The organism is Arthrobacter sp. H-02-3, from assembly GCF_003097355.1.
Lineage (GTDB): Bacteria > Actinomycetota > Actinomycetes > Actinomycetales > Micrococcaceae > Arthrobacter > Arthrobacter humicola.
This window is the reverse complement of record NZ_PYUI01000008.1, coordinates 140,012-156,899: the sequence shown is the minus strand read 5'-3', so window position 1 is coordinate 156,899 and position 16,888 is coordinate 140,012. Positions and strand designations below refer to the sequence as shown.

General features: G+C 68.2%; 17 protein-coding genes. 15 read left to right on the top strand and 2 right to left on the bottom strand.

Annotated elements, in window-relative coordinates:
• Positions 1-10: 10 nt before the first annotated feature.
• A complete protein-coding gene (locus C9424_RS10315; RefSeq protein ID WP_116766756.1) occupies positions 11-1,324 on the bottom strand; it encodes an MFS transporter in 1,314 nt (437 codons plus the stop codon).
• Between the two features lie 225 nt (positions 1,325-1,549).
• On the opposite strand from C9424_RS10315, the gene C9424_RS10310 reads away from it, so the two are divergent.
• The 12 genes from C9424_RS10310 to C9424_RS10255 all read left to right on the top strand — a co-directional run bounded on the left by C9424_RS10310 (position 1,550) and on the right by C9424_RS10255 (position 13,236).
• On the top strand, positions 1,550-2,392 hold the full coding sequence (locus C9424_RS10310) for an IclR family transcriptional regulator (RefSeq protein ID WP_202615829.1): 843 nt from the start codon (positions 1,550-1,552) through the stop codon (positions 2,390-2,392).
• A 184-nt stretch (positions 2,393-2,576) separates the two neighbouring features.
• A complete protein-coding gene (locus C9424_RS10305) occupies positions 2,577-3,458 on the top strand; it encodes a shikimate dehydrogenase (RefSeq protein WP_116766755.1) in 882 nt (293 codons plus the stop codon).
• Positions 3,458-5,455 (top strand): sugar phosphate isomerase/epimerase and 4-hydroxyphenylpyruvate domain-containing protein, encoded by a 1,998-nt coding sequence (locus C9424_RS10300; RefSeq protein ID WP_116766754.1) that lies wholly within the window; start codon positions 3,458-3,460, stop codon positions 5,453-5,455. The genes C9424_RS10305 and C9424_RS10300 overlap by 1 nt, the downstream gene beginning before the upstream one ends.
• Positions 5,456-5,497: 42 nt before the next feature.
• Positions 5,498-6,394, top strand: a complete 897-nt coding sequence (gene pcaH / locus C9424_RS10295; RefSeq protein ID WP_116766753.1) for a protocatechuate 3,4-dioxygenase subunit beta — start codon at positions 5,498-5,500, stop codon at positions 6,392-6,394.
• Positions 6,387-6,962 (top strand): protocatechuate 3,4-dioxygenase subunit alpha, encoded by a 576-nt coding sequence (gene pcaG, locus C9424_RS10290; RefSeq protein WP_116766752.1) that lies wholly within the window; start codon positions 6,387-6,389, stop codon positions 6,960-6,962. The genes pcaH and pcaG overlap by 8 nt, the downstream gene beginning before the upstream one ends.
• The gene (locus tag C9424_RS10285) at positions 6,959-8,506 is read left to right on the top strand and encodes a lyase family protein (RefSeq protein WP_116766751.1); all 1,548 of its coding nucleotides are present in this window, start codon (positions 6,959-6,961) and stop codon (positions 8,504-8,506) included. Before pcaG ends, C9424_RS10285 begins: the two co-directional genes overlap by 4 nt.
• The gene (locus tag C9424_RS10280; RefSeq protein ID WP_116766750.1) at positions 8,499-9,317 is read left to right on the top strand and encodes an alpha/beta fold hydrolase; all 819 of its coding nucleotides are present in this window, start codon (positions 8,499-8,501) and stop codon (positions 9,315-9,317) included. Before C9424_RS10285 ends, C9424_RS10280 begins: the two co-directional genes overlap by 8 nt.
• Positions 9,314-9,784, top strand: coding sequence for a 4-carboxymuconolactone decarboxylase (gene pcaC / locus C9424_RS10275; RefSeq protein ID WP_116766749.1), 471 nt, complete (start codon positions 9,314-9,316; stop codon positions 9,782-9,784). Before C9424_RS10280 ends, pcaC begins: the two co-directional genes overlap by 4 nt.
• On the top strand, positions 9,781-10,980 hold the full coding sequence (locus tag C9424_RS10270) for a thiolase family protein (protein ID WP_116766748.1): 1,200 nt from the start codon (positions 9,781-9,783) through the stop codon (positions 10,978-10,980). The genes pcaC and C9424_RS10270 overlap by 4 nt, the downstream gene beginning before the upstream one ends.
• 26 nt (positions 10,981-11,006) lie before the next feature.
• Positions 11,007-11,666 carry a 3-oxoacid CoA-transferase subunit A gene (locus tag C9424_RS10265; RefSeq protein WP_116766747.1) on the top strand — a complete coding sequence of 220 codons (660 nt, stop codon included), beginning with the start codon at positions 11,007-11,009 and terminating at the stop codon, positions 11,664-11,666.
• Between the two features lies 1 nt (position 11,667).
• On the top strand, positions 11,668-12,369 hold the full coding sequence (locus C9424_RS10260; RefSeq protein WP_116766746.1) for a 3-oxoacid CoA-transferase subunit B: 702 nt from the start codon (positions 11,668-11,670) through the stop codon (positions 12,367-12,369).
• 60 nt (positions 12,370-12,429) lie between these two features.
• Positions 12,430-13,236 (top strand): IclR family transcriptional regulator domain-containing protein, encoded by an 807-nt coding sequence (locus C9424_RS10255; RefSeq protein WP_116766745.1) that lies wholly within the window; start codon positions 12,430-12,432, stop codon positions 13,234-13,236.
• 27 nt (positions 13,237-13,263) lie between these two features.
• Here the strand turns inward: C9424_RS10255 and C9424_RS10250 are convergent, their stop codons facing one another.
• Positions 13,264-13,455 carry a hypothetical protein gene (locus C9424_RS10250; protein WP_133247509.1) on the bottom strand — a complete coding sequence of 64 codons (192 nt, stop codon included), beginning with the start codon at positions 13,453-13,455 and terminating at the stop codon, positions 13,264-13,266.
• 217 nt (positions 13,456-13,672) lie between these two features.
• On the opposite strand from C9424_RS10250, the gene C9424_RS10245 reads away from it, so the two are divergent.
• The 3 genes from C9424_RS10245 (at position 13,673) to C9424_RS10235 (ending at position 16,874) form a co-directional block, all read left to right on the top strand.
• Positions 13,673-14,632 (top strand): diacylglycerol/lipid kinase family protein, encoded by a 960-nt coding sequence (locus C9424_RS10245; RefSeq protein WP_116766743.1) that lies wholly within the window; start codon positions 13,673-13,675, stop codon positions 14,630-14,632.
• 179 nt (positions 14,633-14,811) lie between these two features.
• Positions 14,812-15,882 (top strand): Gfo/Idh/MocA family protein, encoded by a 1,071-nt coding sequence (locus tag C9424_RS10240; protein WP_116766742.1) that lies wholly within the window; start codon positions 14,812-14,814, stop codon positions 15,880-15,882.
• Positions 15,879-16,874 carry an NAD-dependent epimerase/dehydratase family protein gene (locus C9424_RS10235; RefSeq protein ID WP_116766741.1) on the top strand — a complete coding sequence of 332 codons (996 nt, stop codon included), beginning with the start codon at positions 15,879-15,881 and terminating at the stop codon, positions 16,872-16,874. Before C9424_RS10240 ends, C9424_RS10235 begins: the two co-directional genes overlap by 4 nt.
• The last annotated feature ends 14 nt before the right edge of the window (positions 16,875-16,888 follow it).

Sequence of the window (16,888 nt, the reverse complement as noted above, 5' to 3'; positions counted from 1 at the left end):
CGCGGCCGGACTACTTGACGCCGAGCTGCTTGGTGGGCACCTTGAAGGTTTCCTTGGCCGTCAGGGCCGCGATGGTGGCGATCAGGCAAATGACTGCGGTGAAAATGCTGATCTGGACCCAGCCGCCGGGCTGGATACCGCCCATGGCCGCCACGATCGCGGGGGCGAAACCCGCCATGAGGAAGCCCAGCTGGGTGCCGATTGCGAGGCCGGAGAAGCGGACGTTGGTGCTGAACATCTCGGCGTAGAAGGAGGGCCAGACCGCGTTGGCGGCGGCGTAGCCGAAGGAGAAGAACGCGATTGCCGTAAGGAACATGAGCGGGACGTTGCCGGACTCGAGGCTCAGCAGGAAGACCGGGGTCAGGGCTGCGCTGGACAGTGCGCCGTAGATGAAGACCGGCTTCCGGCCTATCTTGTCGGCGAGCATGCCGAAGAGCGGCTGGGTGCCCAGGGCCATGAAGTTGGCGCCGACGACGAGCCAGAGGGTGGTGGTGCCGTCCACGCCGGCAACGTTCTTGGCGTAGCTGATGGCCAGGGTCCCGAAGACCGTGGACACGGCGGCGATGAAGGCGCAGGCGATGACGCGGAGGACATCGCGCCAGTGGCCCTTGAGGAGGTCGGCCACCGGGAGCTTGGAGATCTGCGCGGTCTTCCGGGCTTCCTCGAATGCCGGCGGTTCGTGCAGGGTGCGGCGGATGAAGAACGCGACCAGCACAACCACGGCGCTGAGCCAGAACGGGATGCGCCAGCCGATGCTGTACTTGATGTCATCGGGCAGCGCCAGGACGGGGATGAAGACGAGGGCCGCGAGGATCTGGCCGCCCTGGGTGCCCGTGAGCGTCCAGGAGGTGAAGAACGAGCGACGGTTGTCCGGGGCGTGCTCCAGCGTCATCGAAGACGCACCGGCCTGCTCACCGGCCGCGGAGAAGCCCTGGCAGAGACGTGCCAGCACCAGCAGGACAGGGGCCCACCAGCCCACCGTCTTGAAGTCCGGAAGGCACCCGATGACGAAGGTGGAGGCCCCCATCAGCAGGAGCGTGAACATGAGGACCTTCCGGCGGCCGATCCTGTCGCCGAAGTGGCCCAGGACGACGGCGCCGATCGGGCGGGCAATGTAGGCGAAGCCGAAAGTGGCGAAAGACATGATCGCCGCGTTGGTGTCGGCATCGGGGAAGAAAACATGCGGGAAGATCAGTGCCGCTGCCGAACCGAAGATGAAGAAGTCGTAGTACTCGACGGCGCTGCCCAGGAAGCTGGCAAGGGCCGCCTTCTTCGGCGTCCCTCCCGTGGTGGTGCCCGTCGCGGACGGGAGAGTCTGGCTCATGGTGTTCCTTTTGTGTGACGACGTTGTCGCGGATGGATCAGGAATGTCTCGACTGCCGCTTGCTTAAGTTTGGTGCAGCCGGAGGTCCGTGGAAAGACCCGGACTAGTAGCCACATGGTGGAAGCTACTTGTGCGATGTAGCAATCATGACTGTGAGCGCAGTCACCTGTCAAGAAAAATAATCACCATCTAGAAATAGCTCTCACGATGTGGGAGCATTACTGTATGAGTGTGAATCAAGCCACAGAAGCGTCCGCCGACCTCGCCGCCCCGGAGGAAGCCCTGGGGAAGCCCGCCAAGGCCGCAAAGGAGGACTCGCGGACAGATATGGTGGGGAAGGCGCTGGGCCTGCTGGTCCTCCTGGGCGACGAGCCGCGCGGCGCCAGCGCCGCGGAGATCTCCCGCCGGGCCGATCTGCCGTTCAGCACCACGTACCGCCTGCTCGGCTCGCTGACGCGGGACGGCTTCGTGGACTACGAGCCCGACGGGCGCCGTTACCACCTGGGCCTGCGCGTCTTCCAGCTCGGCCAGCGGGTTTCCAATCATCACGGCTTCGCAGGCACGGCGCTTCCCATCCTGCGCCGCGTGACCGAGGAAACGGGCGAGGCCACCATTCTTTCTGTGCGTGACGGCATCCACCACCTGACGGTGAACAAGGTGGACGGCCCGCGGACCTTCCGCGTCACAAGCGATCCCGGTCATCTTGGGGCGCTGCACACCACCTCGGTGGGCAAGGCGCTGGTGGCGTTCGCCGATGACGCCACCCGCGCGCAGCTTCTCGATGAACTGCCCCTCGATCCGCTGACGGAGCATTCCATTACAGATCGCGACGCGTTCCGGGCGGAGATCGAACTCGTCCGCCGCCGTGGCTACGCCACGATGGACGAGGAAAACGAGGCCGGCATGCGCGCCGTCGCGGTTCCGGTGTTCAACGCCCAAGGTCACGCGTTTGCCTCCCTCGCCACGGCCGTGCCGGTGTTCCGGCTCAGCATGGAGGACCTGGTGGCCTGCGTGCCCCTGCTCCAGTCGGCCGCAGCTGAGCTCTCGGCCCGGCTGCCCCAGCGGTGACGTGCTCCGCCCGCCGCCCGGGGGTGCCTCGGGATGGCAGGCGCCGTCGTAACAATATGTTCGTCATTCGAACAAGTGTGCAACATGTGAACAAAGTCTGTAGTGTAATCCCCATCACCCGGCCCGCCGCGGGCGCCTCAAGCGCCACGGCTCGCCGAGTGCAGTTGTCAAAGGAGCTAACCGGATGAGCAATCGAGCAGAATCCTTCCTCGTGGGACTCGTGGGAGACGGTGTCATGCCGTCCCTCACGCCCTACATGCATGAACGCGAAGGTGACGTCCAGGGCCTCCGGTACCTCTACCGCCCCATCGACCTGATCGAACTTGGCCTGCCCGGTCAGGCCGTGGGGGAGCTGCTGTCCGGTGCTCGGAGCCTCGGGTTCAACGGACTGAACATCACCCACCCCTGCAAGCAGCTCGTGCTCGACTACCTTGACGAGGTCTCCGCCGACGCCCGGCGACTCGGCGCCGTCAATACCGTGGTCATCCGGGACGGCCGCTTCATCGGGCATAACACCGACTTTTCCGGCTTCGCGTCGGCCCTGGCCTCCGGCCTCCCCGGGGCCGCCCTGGACCGCGTGGTCCAGCTGGGAGCCGGCGGTGCCGGATCCGCCGTCGCCTACGCCCTGCTCACGGCGGGTGTCCGGGAACTGGACCTCGTGGACACGGATGCGGCGCGCTGCGCCGACCGGGCTGCCGAACTCGCCGGATTCTTCCCGGACCGGACGGTCACGGCCCGCACGACGGCGGAGCTGCCGCAGCTCATGCCCCGGGCCGACGGCCTGGTGCACTGCACCCCGGTGGGCATGGCCGCCCATCCGGGCGTTCCGCTGGACATGTCCCTCGTGGAGTCCCGGCACTGGGTGGCCGACATCGTGTACCGGCCGATCGAAACCGAGCTCGTACGCGCGGCCCGGGCCAAGGGCTGCGAGGTCCTTGACGGCGGCCGGATGGCCGTGGGGCAGGCCGCGGACGCGTTCCGGATTTTCACCGGGCGTGAGCCCGACGCGGACCGCATGCGCTCCCACTTCCTGGAACTCGTGGCCGCGGAAGAGGTGGCAGCCTGATGCGCACCGGAATCGCGACCGTCTGCCTCTCCGGCACCCTGCGGGAAAAAATGCAGGCCTGTGCGGTTGCCGGCTTTGACGGCATTGAAATCTTCGAACAGGACCTCGTCACGTCATCGCTGAGCCCGGAGGATGTCCGGAAGCTGGCCGCCGACCTCGGACTCACGCTGGACCTCTACCAGCCGTTCCGCGACTTCGACAGCGTTCCCGAGGACTTGCTCGCCGCCAATCTGCGCCGCGCGGACGCCAAGTTCCGGCTCATGTCCCGGCTGGGCACGGACACCATGCTGCTGTGCTCCAACGTGGGCACGGCCACGATCGACGACGACGAACTCCGGGCCGCCCAGCTCTCCCGCCTCGCGGACCTCGCGGGCGAACACGGTGTCAAGGTCGCCTACGAGGCCCTGGCCTGGGGCAAATACGTCAGCGACTACGAGCACGCCCACCGGCTGGTTGACATGGTGGACCACCCCCATCTGGGCACCTGCCTGGACTCCTTCCACATCCTCTCCCGCGGCTGGGACACCGCGCCGATTGAGGCTTTCAACCCGGCGAAAATCTTCTTCGTCCAAGTGGCCGATGCCCCCAAGCTGACGATGGACGTGCTGTCCTGGAGCCGGCACTACCGGGTGTTCCCAGGCGAGGGCCAGTTCGACCTTCCCAAGTTCATGGGCCACGTGGTCCGCGCCGGCTATACCGGACCGGTATCGCTGGAAGTGTTCAACGACGTGTTCCGCCAGTCCGACGTCGAACGCACGGCTGTCGATGCCATGCGGTCGCTGATCTGGCTCGAAGAGCAGAGCGCCCGATGGCTCGAGGCCAACCCGGCCGCGGCTGAAAGCGGTGCGGCCGGCACTGCGGCCCGGCGCCGTTACCCGATGGAGCTTGCCACGCTTCCCCGGGTGGCCGAGCCCGCCGGCTTCAACTTCGCCGAAGTCCGGGCCGGGGACACCGCCGGCCTGGAAACGCTGCTCAGCCAGCTGGGATTTGCGTTCAACGGGCGCCATCGCACCAAGAACGTGCAATTGTGGACCATGGGCCGCGCCCGCTTGATCATCAACGAAGAACCCGCCGCCGGTCAGCAGGCGGCCGCCGCCGCTGCCATTTCCACTGCTATTTCGGCCGTGGGGTTCGACGTCGACTCTCCCGTCATCGCCGCCGCCCGCGCCCAGCAGCTCAAGGCCCCCGCGGTGCCGCGCAAGAGCCAGGCCAACGAGGAAGTCTTCCAGGGTTTCGCAGCGCCGGACTCCACCGAGATCTTCCTCTGCCAGGGTAGCCCGGACGGCACGGCAGCCTGGGTCGGCGAATTCGGGGAGCCTCACGAACCCGGCGACGGACTGCATCACGTTGTTCCAGCCGGCGGCACCGCTCCCGTCGCGGGCCCCGCAGCCGGTGCCGTGATTGACCACGTGAACCTCGCCCAGCCGTGGCAGCACTTCGACGAGGCCGTGCTGTTCTACACGAGCGCCCTCGCGCTGGAACCGCAGCCGTACGCCGAGGTGGCGAGCCCCACCGGGCTGGTCCGGTCCCAAGTGATGCTCACCGAGGACCGGGGCGTCCGCCTGGTGCTGAACCTGGCACCGCTGCTGCAGCAGGAGGGCTCCGCCGGAACAAAAGAACCCGGCGAGTCCGGGACCGGCCACCGCCGCACCTACCAGGAGCACGTGGCCTTCGCCGTAACTGACCTCGTGGCCACCGCCCGCGCCGCCCGGGACCGCGGCCTGGACTTCCTGCAGATTCCGGCGAACTACTACGAGGACCTCGACGCCCGGTTCGCCCTGGACCCGGACTTCCTGGCCACGCTCCGCGAGCTCAACCTGCTCTATGACCGTGATGCCGACGGCGAATTCCTGCATTTCTACACGGCCACCGTAGGCAGCGTGTTTTTCGAAATGGTGGAACGCCGCGGCGCCTACGACGGCTACGGCGCTCCGAACGCACCCGTACGGCACGCCGTCCAGTACGACCACCTGCACCAGCTGACCCGCAGTTCCTGATCCCCACCCGAACAACAATCACACCCAGGAAAGGAGGCTGCTGTGCCTGACGAATTGAACCTCGAGATCTTCAACGCCGACCCGATCACCGAAGACGTGTCCGACGAAGCCATGAAGGCCGCACCAAAGACGTACGCGCCGCTCGATGCCGCCGCAGAGTCGCAGGCGGACCTTAGCGCCGAGATGAAGGCGATCGGCGAGGCCTACGCCCGGGCCCTCAAGAACGGCGCCCCGGCCGAAACCCAGCCGCGGCTCGACTACGCGCCCTACCGCAGCAGCGTCCTGCGCCACCCCACCAAGGACCTGCACCACGCGGACCCGGAAACCATCGAGCTCTACTCTCCGGCGTTCGGGCACATGGACGTGCACGCGCTGGAGGCGGACCTGACGATCCAGCACAACGGTGAACCGCTGGGCGAACGCATCGTGGTCGCCGGCCGCGTGCTCGACGGCGACGGCCGTCCGGTCGCCGGCCAGCTCGTGGAGATCTGGCAGGCGAACTCCGCCGGCCGCTACATCCACAAACGGGACCAGCACCCGGCACCGCTGGACCCCAACTTCACCGGCGTCGGACGCTGCATCACGGGCGCCGACGGCTCCTACAGCTTCACCACCATCAAGCCCGGCGCCTACCCCTGGAAGAACCACCTCAATGCCTGGCGACCGGCCCACATCCACTTCTCCCTGTTCGGGCAGGAGTTCACCCAGCGGATCGTCACCCAGATGTACTTCCCCGGTGACCAGCTCTTCCCGCTGGACCCGATCTACCAGTCGATCGTGGACCAGGACGCCCGCGACCGGCTCGTGGCCAGCTACAACCACGAGCAGACCAGGCCTGAATGGGCGCTGGCGTACAACTGGGACATTGTCCTGACCGGGCCCAAGCGCACCTGGACCGAAAACGAAGCCCTGGGAGCAGAAGGAGATGACCATGAGTAAACTCACGCCGACACCGGGCCAGACCGTGGGCCCGTTCTTCGGCTACGCGCTGCCCTACGCCAAGGACCGCGAGCTGCTCGCCCCGGGGTCCCCGGGCTCCATCCGGCTCCAAGGCACCGTGTATGACGGCGCCGGCCACCCGATTCCGGACGCCATCGTGGAAATCTGGCAGGCCGACGCGGACGGCAAGGTTCCGCACCACACAGGCTCCCTGGTCCGTGACGGCTATACCTTCACCGGGTTCGGCCGCAGCGCGGTGGGCAACACCGGCGCCTTCACGTTCACGACCGTGAATCCGGGACCCACCGAAGAGGGCGCGGCGCCGTTCATCGCTGTTGCGGTCTTCGCCCGCGGCCTCATGAACCGCCTGTTCACCCGGATCTACCTGCCGGAGAACGAGGAGGCCCTGGCCCAGGATCCGCTGCTGTCCTCCCTGAAGCCGGACCGCCGCGAGACCCTGATCGCGCGCCGGGATCCCGACGGCGGCCTGACCTGGGACATCCGCCTCCAAGGCGACGGCGAGACCGTGTTCCTGGATTTCAGCGACGTCGAGGGTGCCTCGAAGTGACCTCCTTCGAGACCGGCGGCGCGGGCCTGCACGGCGACTTTGGCCTGCTGAACCCCGTGTCGGCGTCACCCCTCGTGGCGGCGCTGACCGGGGACCGTGCAGTGCTCGCCGCCATCCTGGAGGTCGAGGCGGCCTGGGCGGCGGTCCTGGATGAGGCGGGCCTCGCCCCGGCCGGGTCCGCAGCGGTGGTGGCCACCGCCGCGCAGGTGCAGCGCTACGACGTCGCAGACATCGCCGTGCGCGCTCAGGGCGGGGGAAACCCGGTCATCCCGCTGCTCGCTGACCTCCGTGAACAGGTCAGGGCCCTGGACGGCGCTGGCCTTGGCGCGGTACGGGCCGTCCACACGTCGCTGACCAGCCAGGACGTCCTCGACTCGGCCCTGATGGTGCTCGCCGCCGGGGCCGTGCGCGAGCTGCTCACCGAGCTCACGGCGGCGACGTCGGCCCTCGCCGGCCTGGCCGAAGCCCATGCCCGGACGCTCTGTGTGGGCCGCAGCCTGACTCAGCACTCGCTGCCCTTCAGCTTCGGGCTCCGGGCAGCGCAGTGGTTTGCCGGGCTGGCTGCCGCCGGCCGCCGGCTCGAAGCCCTCGAACTGCCGGTCCAGACCGGCGGTGCCGCCGGGACCCTGGCCGCCGGCACTGTACTGACGTCCGGCGCTGCACTGACGTCCGGCACCGGGCAGGCGGCCGGATCCCTGTCACCCTTCGATCTCTCCGACCGGCTGGCCGCCCGCCTGGGTCTCGCCACCGTTCCGGCGCCCTGGCACACCAACCGCGTTGCCGTGACCTCGCTCGGCGACGCCCTGGCCACCGTGACGGACGCCGCCGGAAAGATCGCCGCCGACGTCCTGTTCCTGAGCCGGCCGGAAGTGGCCGAGCTCGCCGAACCGCGCGCCGCGGGCCGTGGCGTGTCCTCGGCCATGCCGCAGAAGCAGAACCCCGTGCTGTCCGTGCTGATCCGCAGCGCCGCCCTGCAGGCGCCGGCCCTGGCCGCCCAACTGCACCTTGCCGCCGCCAATTTCAACGACGAACGACCCGACGGAGCCTGGCACAGCGAATGGGCGGCCCTGCGCCAGCTGCTGCGCCTGGCCCTCGGCGCCGCGGGACAGCTCCGCGAACTGGCCGAAGGGCTGCAGGTGTTCCCCGGTCCCATGCGACGCAACCTCGACCTCGCCGGCCCGCTGCTTCTCTCCGAAGCCGTCAACTCCGCCGTCGCGCCGCTTCTGGACGCCCGCAGCGCCGGGGCGGGACCCGGCCGTGCCGGCAAGCAACTTCTGCAGGAGGTCGTCGACCAGACCCTCCAGGCCCCGGCCTCGGAGCAGCCGGCCATCTACCGGAAACTGCTCCGCGCTGCCGTCCCTGAGGAACTGCTCGCGGACAGCCGGCTTGAGGAGCTCCTGGACCCGGCCAACTACCTCGGCCAGGCCGTTGAGATCACCCGCCGCATCCTCGCTGCGTACCCGGAATACGCCGCCGGCCCGGCCGCACCCGAATATGACCGTGCCACCGCCCACCAACTCCAGAACGGAGCCTCCCGTGGCTAGACCTACCGTCAAAGCAGTCCTGCTCTCGCCCCAGCGCGCGCTCGGCGACAAGCCCCTTCTGATCGTGGGGCCCTCGCTCGGGACGTCCTCGCTGCTGTGGAGCCAGGCCGGCACCCTGCTGGGGTCCGACGTCGACGTCGTCGCCTGGGACCTGCCCGGCCACGGCGTCTCGCCCGCGGCGCAAGAGACGTTCACTGTCGCTGAACTGGCCGACGCCGTGATCGGCCTGGTCGATTCGATCGCCCCCGGCGCACGCTTCCACTACGCCGGGGTGTCGCTCGGCGGGGCCACCGGCCTGCAACTGGGCATTAAGCACGGTGACCGGCTCAAGAGCCTCTCCGTGCAGTGCTCCGGCGCGAAGCTCGGCACTCCCGAGGGCTGGCTGGAACGGGCCGGGACTGTGCGCACCCAGGGAACCCCGGTGATGATCCAGGGCTCCGCTCAGCGCTGGTTCGCCCCGGGGTTCATGGACCGTCAGCCGGAGCTCAGCGGCCGGCTCCTGCACACCCTCCGTGACGCCGACCGCTTCAGCTACGCCTTCTGCTGCGAGGCCCTGGCGGGCTTTGACGTCCGGGACCAGCTCGGCACCATCCGCGTCCCCACCCAGGTGATCGCCGGCGCCCTGGACTCCGTGGCTCCGCCCTCGATGGCCGAGGAAGTGGCCGCGGGCATCACCGCCGGCGGCGGCACCGCCACGGCCGTCAGTCTGGAGGGCGTGGCACACCTGGCCCCGTTCGAGGCGCCTGCCCACGTTGCCGATCTACTCAAGAGCCTCATCACCTGGACCGAGACCCAAGGAGCCGGCGAATGACCGGCCCCGAGCTCGACGGACCCCAGCGAAACGGCGTAGTCCAGCCCGGCGCGACAAGCCAGGAGATCTACGACGGCGGCATGAAAGTCCGCCGTGAAGTCCTCGGCGCCGCGCACGTGGACCGTGCCAACGCCAACAAGGATTCCTTCACCGAGGACTTCCAGGACATGATCACCAGGATCGCCTGGGGCGGCATCTGGACCCGGCCCGGGATCAGCCGGCAGATGCGTTCCGCCGTCACCATTACCGCCATGGTGGCGCACGGGCACTGGGAAGAACTGGCCATGCATATCCGCGCCGCCATCACCAACGGCCTGAGCCGGGATGAGATCAAGGAAATCCTGCTCCAGACCGCCATCTACTGCGGAGTCCCCTCCGCCAACACCGCCTTCAAGACCGCCCAGCAGGTGTTCCATTCCATGGACAACGAAGCAATGGAAACTGCAGAAATGGACAACGAATCATGAATCAGGCTTTTGTTTACGATGCTGTGCGGACGCCGTTCGGGAAGTTCGGCGGCGGGCTCGCGGGCGTGCGTCCGGATGATCTTGCCGCGCACGTGATCCGGGAGGCGGTGAAGCGTGCCCCGAAGCTCGACGTCGAGCGGATTGACGAGGTGGTGTTCGGCAACGCGAACGGCGCGGGCGAGGAAAACCGCAACGTGGCCCGGATGGGCACCCTGCTGGCCGGCCTGCCGGTCTCAATCCCGGGCACCTCGGTCAACCGTTTGTGCGGATCCTCGCTGGACGCGGCGATCATCGCCTCCCGGCAGATCAACACCGGTGACGCCGAGCTCATGCTGGTCGGCGGCGTCGAGTCGATGTCCCGCGCTCCTTGGGTGCTGCCCAAGACCGAGAAGCCGTACCCGGCCGGGGACCTGAACCTGGCCTCAACGACGCTGGGCTGGCGCCTGGTGAACCAGGCCATGCCGGCGGACTGGACCATCTCCCTGGGCGAGGCCACCGAACGGCTGGCCGAGAAGTACGGGATCACCCGCGCGGCGCAGGACGAGTTCTCCGCGGCCTCCCACAACCTTGCCGCCGCGGCGTGGGACGAGGGCTTCTATGACCGCCTGGTCACCCCGGTTCCGGGCACGGACCTGGTCCGGGACGAGGGGATCCGTCCGGGGTCCTCGGCGGAGAAGCTCGCCGGGCTCAAGACCGTGTTCCGGACCGTGAACGGCACCGTGACCGCCGGGAACGCCTCGCCGCTCTCCGATGGCGCGTCGGCGGCGTGGCTGGGATCCGAGCGGGCCGCAGGGCTGCTGGGGATGGACCCGCTGGCCCGCATCGCGGGGCGCGGCGCGCACGCCAACGATCCCCAGTTCTTCGGCTACGCCCCGGTTGAGGCCGCGAACAAGGCCCTCGCGAAGGCCGGGATCGGCTGGGACGAGGTCGGCGCCGTCGAACTGAACGAGGCGTTCGCCGCGCAGTCCCTGGCGTGCATCAACGCCTGGGGCATCGACCCGTCCATGGTGAACCGGCACGGCGGCGCGATCGCGATGGGCCACCCGCTGGGCGCCTCGGGCGGCCGGATCCTGGGCACCCTGGCCCGCACCCTGCAGGCCACCGGGGAACGCTGGGGCGTCGCCGCGATCTGCATCGGCGTCGGCCAGGGCCTGGCCGTCGTCCTCGAAAACGTCACCACCGCCGCATCGGCATAACCCGCCGGCCCAAGGAGAACACAGCCATGCTGAATTTCATTGACACTGTCGGCGAGGCCGTCGCCGGAATCAAGGACGGCGCCACCGTCATGATCGGCGGCTTCGGCAACGCCGGCCAGCCGTTCGAACTCATCGACGCGCTGCTGGAGTGCGGCGCCACCGACCTCACCGTGGTGAACAACAACGCCGGCCAGGGCGACCAGGGCCTGGCCCTGCTGATCAAGGAGGGCCGGGTGAAGAAAATGATCTGCTCCTTCCCCCGCCAGTCTGACTCCTGGCACTTCGACGCCAAATACAAGGCCGGGCAGATCGAGCTCGAACTTGTCCCGCAGGGGAACCTCGCCGAGCGGATCCGCGCCGCCGGCGCCGGGATCGGCGGCTTCTTCACGCCCACCGGCTACGGCACCATGCTCGCCGAGGGCAAGGAAACCCGCTTCCTGGACGGCAAGTGGCAGGTATTCGAGACCCCGATCCACGCCGACGTCGCCCTCATCAAGGCGCTCACGGCCGACGGCAAGGGCAACCTCGTCTACCGCAAGACGGCCCGGAACTTCGGCCCCATTATGGCCGCCGCGGCCAAACACAGCATTGTCCAGGTCTCCGAGATCGTGCCCACGGGCGGCCTGGACCCGGAGGTCGTCGTGACCCCCGGAATCTACGTCAACAGCATTGTGAAGGTGGCCTGAGATGAGCATCCCGACAAATGACCAGGCAAGTGTCCGGACCATCCAGACGTCCGAGACGCCTCTGGGCCGTGACGACCTCGCCCGCCTCGTGGCAAAGGACATCACGCCCGGATCCTTCGTGAACCTCGGCATCGGACAGCCCACCCTGGTCTCCAATTATCTGCAGCCGGAGCAGAACGTCACGCTCCACACCGAGAACGGCATGCTCGGCATGGGCCCGGAAGCCACCGGGGACCAGATCGACGGCGACCTCATCAACGCCGGCAAGATCCCCGTGACCGAACTGCCCGGGGCATCCTACTTCCACCACGCGGACTCCTTCGCGATCATGCGCGGCGGGCACCTGGATATCTGCGTGCTCGGCGCCTTCCAGGTCTCCGCCACGGGCGACCTCGCCAACTGGCACACCGGCGCCCCGGACGCGATCCCCGCCGTCGGCGGTGCCATGGATCTCGCCACCGGTGCCAAAGACGTCTTCGTCATGATGACGCTCCTGACCCGCGACGGCGCGTCCAAGCTGGTGGAGACGTGCACCTACCCGCTCACCGGGATCGGCTGCGTGACCCGCGTCTACACCGACAAAGCCGTCTTCCTGACCGGACCCGATGGCGTCCAGGTCCGGGAAACCTTCGGTTGCACCCTCGAGGAACTCCAGGACATGGTTCCCGTCCCGCTCCGGGCCGCGTCCGCGGACGGAAGCTGACGGCCCTGCACGGGGATACCCTGCGCCCGGATAAAGTGATGCGGGACCGGGAGGCGAGAAATGATTGAGGCAGCCAAGAGCGGCGGCGCGCCCGCGGCCAGCGACCAGTACGTGCAGTCGCTGGCGCGCGGGCTCGCCGTGATCCGCGCCTTCGATACCGAACACCCCAAGATGACTCTGACCGAGGTCGCGGCCCGGACCGAACTGACCCGGGCCACGGCCCGGCGGTTCCTGCACACCCTCGTGGAACTGGGCTACGTCCGCACCGACGGCAAGATCTTCGCCCTGACCGCCAAGGTGCTGCAACTCGGCTACGCCTACTTGTCCGGGTTGTCCCTTCCCCAGCTCGCCCAACCGCACCTGGAGGAACTCTCGCTCGAACTGGGGGAGTCGACGTCGGCCGCGGTGCTCGAAGGCACCGACATCGCCTACGTCGCCCGGGTATCCACCCGGCGGATCATGACCGTCGGGATCACGGTGGGCACCCGCTTCCCCGCCTACGCGACCTCGATGGGCCGGGTGCTGCTCGCGGCCCTGCCGCCGGCCCAGCTGGACGAGTACCTCGCGGCCGCCGAGATCCGGCCCCTCACGCCGGGGGCCATCGGGACGCGGGCTGACCTCCTGGCGGAACTGGACACGGTCCGCGCCCAGGGCTGGTGCCTGCTGAACCAGGAACTGGAGCCGGGACTGATGTCCGTCGCGGCGCCCGTCCACGACGGACCCAAGGTGGTGGCAGCCGTCAACGTCTCGCTACAGGCCCAGACGGTGTCCGCTCAGCCCGACCCCGGGGCCTATCTGGCTGCGGTACGTGAAGCGACTCTGGCCACGGCAGAACTCATCTCAGAGGACCTGACCTCGGGCCGATGAAGCCCCCTTTGAGGACCGGCCAGCCGGTCAGGCAGGCGGACCTGAGATGGGCCCCGTTGAAACCCGGATCGTGACGCCCGCGGGATCGTCACTGATTTTCAGGTGCAGATCCCGGCCCACCAGCAAGGTATGGATGTCGTCGCTGCCTTCCGGCGCGATCTGCTCGGCCAGCCGCGTGACGGCCAGTGCCATCGCCCGGCCCCAGTCGTGGGGATCCATGCTGGATGATTCAGCGGTCGCTGAATACTTCTCTGGTTCAGTCATCTGCCCCCGCTTTCGGTGTCCGGAGCGTCGGCTCCGGCACATCAGGAGGCCCAGTCTAGTGACACCGCCCAGCCGGCGTCCACGAATCCCGCCAGCCCTGCACAGATTGCGCGGGCACTCCGGCTAGGATTTCACTTCGGGACCTCTCCCGCCATTCGCCCCGAAGGACGCCATGACTGAGAACAACACCGCGACGTCGGAGACCCCGGAGACCCCGGACAGCACAGGGTCCAGGCGCGCCGCCGTGGTCATCAACCCCATGAAATCCCCCGGAGAGAGCTTCCGCGCCTCCTTCTTCCGCCTGTGCGAGACCCAGGGCTGGGCCGAGCCGCTCTGGCTGGAGACCACCAAGGAAGACACCGGCCTCGGCCAGGCCCGCGAGGCCTTGGAGGCGGGAGTCGACGTCGTGATCGCCGCGGGCGGCGACGGAACAGTCCGCTGCGTGGCGGAGGTCCTTGCGGGCACCGGGACTCCGATGGGCCTGGTACCGATGGGCACCGGCAATCTGCTGGCCCGCAACCTCGGGGTCGACATCACCGACCCCGTGGCCGCCAGCTACGACGTCCTGAGCGGCACGGACGCCAAAGTGGATGTGGTGAAGGCCAGGCTGGACCACGCCGAGGAGGAGCACACCTTCCTTGTCATGGCAGGACTTGGGTACGACGCCGCGATCATGGCCAACACCGTGGATCAGCTCAAGGACCGCGTGGGCTGGCTCGCCTATGTCGAAGCGGGCATCCGGCACCTGCCGGGCAAGCCCATCAGGGCGAAGATCAGCATTGACGGCCAGCACCCGGTGCGGCGCCGGATCCGCAGCGTCATGGTCGGAAACTGCGGCAAGATCATGGGCGGCGTGGAGATCTTCCCCGACGCCAAGGTCGACGACGGCATCCTCGACGTCGTGATCCTGGCCCCCGTCGGCCGGTTCGGCTGGCTGGGAGTGCTGGCCGGCGTCTTCGGCCGGAACAACCCCAAGAACTCCTCGGTCGAGTACTTCGCCGGAAAGTCAGCCGAGATCGAGCTCGCCCACGAGCAGGAATTCCAGCTCGACGGCGACCCCCTCGGCAAGGCCAAACACCTCAGCGTCACGGTGGAACACGAGGCACTCACGGTCCGGATGACGGCCGTCTAGCTGGGGGCCAAGCGAGTACTACCCGGACGCTGAGCCGAACGGTCGTTCGCAAAGGCAAGTAATCAGCACTCGTGACGGGCGGCACGGGCACCGGCTTGTATAGGCAGTGGCATCACAGAGATGCTGCCGTCTAGCAGTAGGGGTTGGCCGTGGCGATTCCATCCGAAGAATCCGAGCTCATGGCCTCGCCGGCACCTCTCCGGGTCGCCGTCATAGGCGCAGGCTACTGGGGACCCAACCTGGCCCGCAATTTCAAGGCGGCACCCGACTGGGAACTGGCGGCCATCGTGGACATGGACCGCGCCCGGGCCGCTAAACTCGCCGCAGCACACGGCGACGTCGCCGTCTGCGGATCCGTCCGGGAGCTCCTGGACACGGTCGACGTCGACGCCGTCGCCATCGCGACACCGGCCCACACCCACCACGGCATCGCCCTCACGGCACTGCGTGCCGGAAAGCACGTCCTGGTTGAAAAGCCGCTCGCGGACGCCCGGGCCAAGGGCCTGGAAATGGTCGCCGAAGCCGAGACCCGCGGCCTGGTCCTGATGGCGGACCACACGTACTGCTACACCCCGGCCGTCCTGAAGATCCGGGAACTGATCGCCGACGGCTCCCTGGGCGAAATCCTGTTCATCGACTCCGTCCGGATCAACCTTGGGCTCGTCCAGCCGGACGTGGACGTCTTCTGGGACCTGGCCCCGCACGACTTGTCCATCCTCGACTTCATCCTTCCCGGCGGCCTGAGGCCGGCCGAAGTGTCCGCTCACGGCGCGGATCCGCTCGGCACCGGCAATGCCTGCGTGGGCCACCTGACCTTCGCACTGTCCGGCGGCGGGATGGCCCATGTGCACGTGAACTGGCTCAGCCCCACCAAGATCAGGCAGCTGGTGGTCGGCGGTTCCCGGCGCACGCTGGTCTGGGACGACCTGAACCCGCAGCAGCGGCTCAGCGTATACGACCGGGGGGTCAGCCTGGACGCCCAGTCGCGGTCCGCGGCGGAGCGGAAGGCATCGGCCATTTCTTACCGGCTGGGTGACACCTGGTCCCCGGCCCTGCCCGAACACGAGGCACTCGGCCAGATGGTGGCCGAATTCGCCAGCAGCATTTGGCAGCAGCGGCCCGCACGGACCAGCGGGGCCGCCGGGCTCCGCGTACTTTCGGTGCTGGAGGCAGTCAGCAGCAGCCTCGGCGCTGCCGGGCGGCCCGCCGCCGTAACAGGGAACGAATTTCAGCTGGAAGGAACACGATGAGCACACTGCAAGGGGCCACGGTCCTGGTGACCGGCGGGGCCGGAACCATCGGGTCCACAATTGTTGACCATTTGCTCGCCGCCGGAGCCGGGCGGATCGACGTCCTCGACAACCTCGTCCGCGGACGCCGCGCCAATCTCGATGACGCCATGGAAAGCGGGCGGGTGCACCTGGTCGAAGGCGACCTCCGCGACCGGGACCTCGTCCACGACCTCACCCGCGGCACCGACATCGTGTTACATCAGGCCGCCATCCGGATCACCCAGTGCGCCGAAGAACCCCGGCTCGCCCTGGAAGTCCTCGTGGACGGAAGCTTCAATGTGCTCGAGGCCGCGGCCGAACACCGGGTGGACAAGCTCATTGCCGCCTCCAGCGCCTCCGTCTACGGCATGGCAGAGGAGTTTCCGACCACCGAGCGCCACCACCACCACAACAACGACACCTTTTACGGAGCGGCCAAGTCCTTCAACGAAGGCATGGCCCGCAGCTTCCGGGCCATGACCGGGCTGGACTACGTCCTGCTGCGCTACTTCAACGTCTACGGGCCCCGGATGGACGTCCACGGCCTGTACACCGAGGTGCTGGTGCGCTGGATGGAGCGGATCGCGGACGGCCAGCCGCCGCTGATTTTCGGTGACGGGTTGCAGACCATGGACTTTGTCCACACACGGGACATCGCGCGGGCCAACATTCTGGCCGCGGGAAGCGGAATCCGCGAGGGCGTGTACAACGTCGCCAGCGGTTCCGAGACGAGCCTGCTGGAACTCGCCGAGGCGCTCCTGAGGGCGATGGATTCGGGCCTGCAGGTCGAACACGGCCCGGACCGCGCCGTCAACGGCGTCGTCCGCCGGCTGGCGGACACGACGGCGGCAGAACGTGATCTCGGCTTCACCGCCGAAACCGGGCTGGAGGAGGGGCTGCGCGAACTCGTCGACTGGTGGCGTCCGCTGCGCGGCGAGATCGCCGCCGCCCGGGTGGGAGGCGTGCGGTGACCATCGAGCAGGAC

Excerpts from the sequence above, each read along its gene's own strand:
- C9424_RS10315 (WP_116766756.1), bottom strand. The coding sequence starts at position 1,324 with ATGAGCCAGACTCTCCCGTCCGCGACGGGCACCACCACGGGAGGGACG.
- C9424_RS10310 (WP_202615829.1), top strand. The coding sequence starts at position 1,550 with ATGAGTGTGAATCAAGCCACAGAAGCGTCCGCCGACCTCGCCGCCCCG.
- C9424_RS10305 (WP_116766755.1), top strand. The coding sequence starts at position 2,577 with ATGAGCAATCGAGCAGAATCCTTCCTCGTGGGACTCGTGGGAGACGGT.
- C9424_RS10300 (WP_116766754.1), top strand. The coding sequence starts at position 3,458 with ATGCGCACCGGAATCGCGACCGTCTGCCTCTCCGGCACCCTGCGGGAA.
- pcaG (WP_116766752.1), top strand. The coding sequence starts at position 6,387 with ATGAGTAAACTCACGCCGACACCGGGCCAGACCGTGGGCCCGTTCTTC.
- pcaC (WP_116766749.1), top strand. The coding sequence starts at position 9,314 with ATGACCGGCCCCGAGCTCGACGGACCCCAGCGAAACGGCGTAGTCCAG.
- C9424_RS10270 (WP_116766748.1), top strand. The coding sequence starts at position 9,781 with ATGAATCAGGCTTTTGTTTACGATGCTGTGCGGACGCCGTTCGGGAAG.
- C9424_RS10265 (WP_116766747.1), top strand. The coding sequence starts at position 11,007 with ATGCTGAATTTCATTGACACTGTCGGCGAGGCCGTCGCCGGAATCAAG.
- C9424_RS10260 (WP_116766746.1), top strand. The coding sequence starts at position 11,668 with ATGAGCATCCCGACAAATGACCAGGCAAGTGTCCGGACCATCCAGACG.
- C9424_RS10255 (WP_116766745.1), top strand. The coding sequence starts at position 12,430 with ATGATTGAGGCAGCCAAGAGCGGCGGCGCGCCCGCGGCCAGCGACCAG.
- C9424_RS10250 (WP_133247509.1), bottom strand. The coding sequence starts at position 13,455 with ATGGATCCCCACGACTGGGGCCGGGCGATGGCACTGGCCGTCACGCGG.
- C9424_RS10245 (WP_116766743.1), top strand. The coding sequence starts at position 13,673 with ATGACTGAGAACAACACCGCGACGTCGGAGACCCCGGAGACCCCGGAC.
- C9424_RS10240 (WP_116766742.1), top strand. The coding sequence starts at position 14,812 with ATGGCCTCGCCGGCACCTCTCCGGGTCGCCGTCATAGGCGCAGGCTAC.
- C9424_RS10235 (WP_116766741.1), top strand. The coding sequence starts at position 15,879 with ATGAGCACACTGCAAGGGGCCACGGTCCTGGTGACCGGCGGGGCCGGA.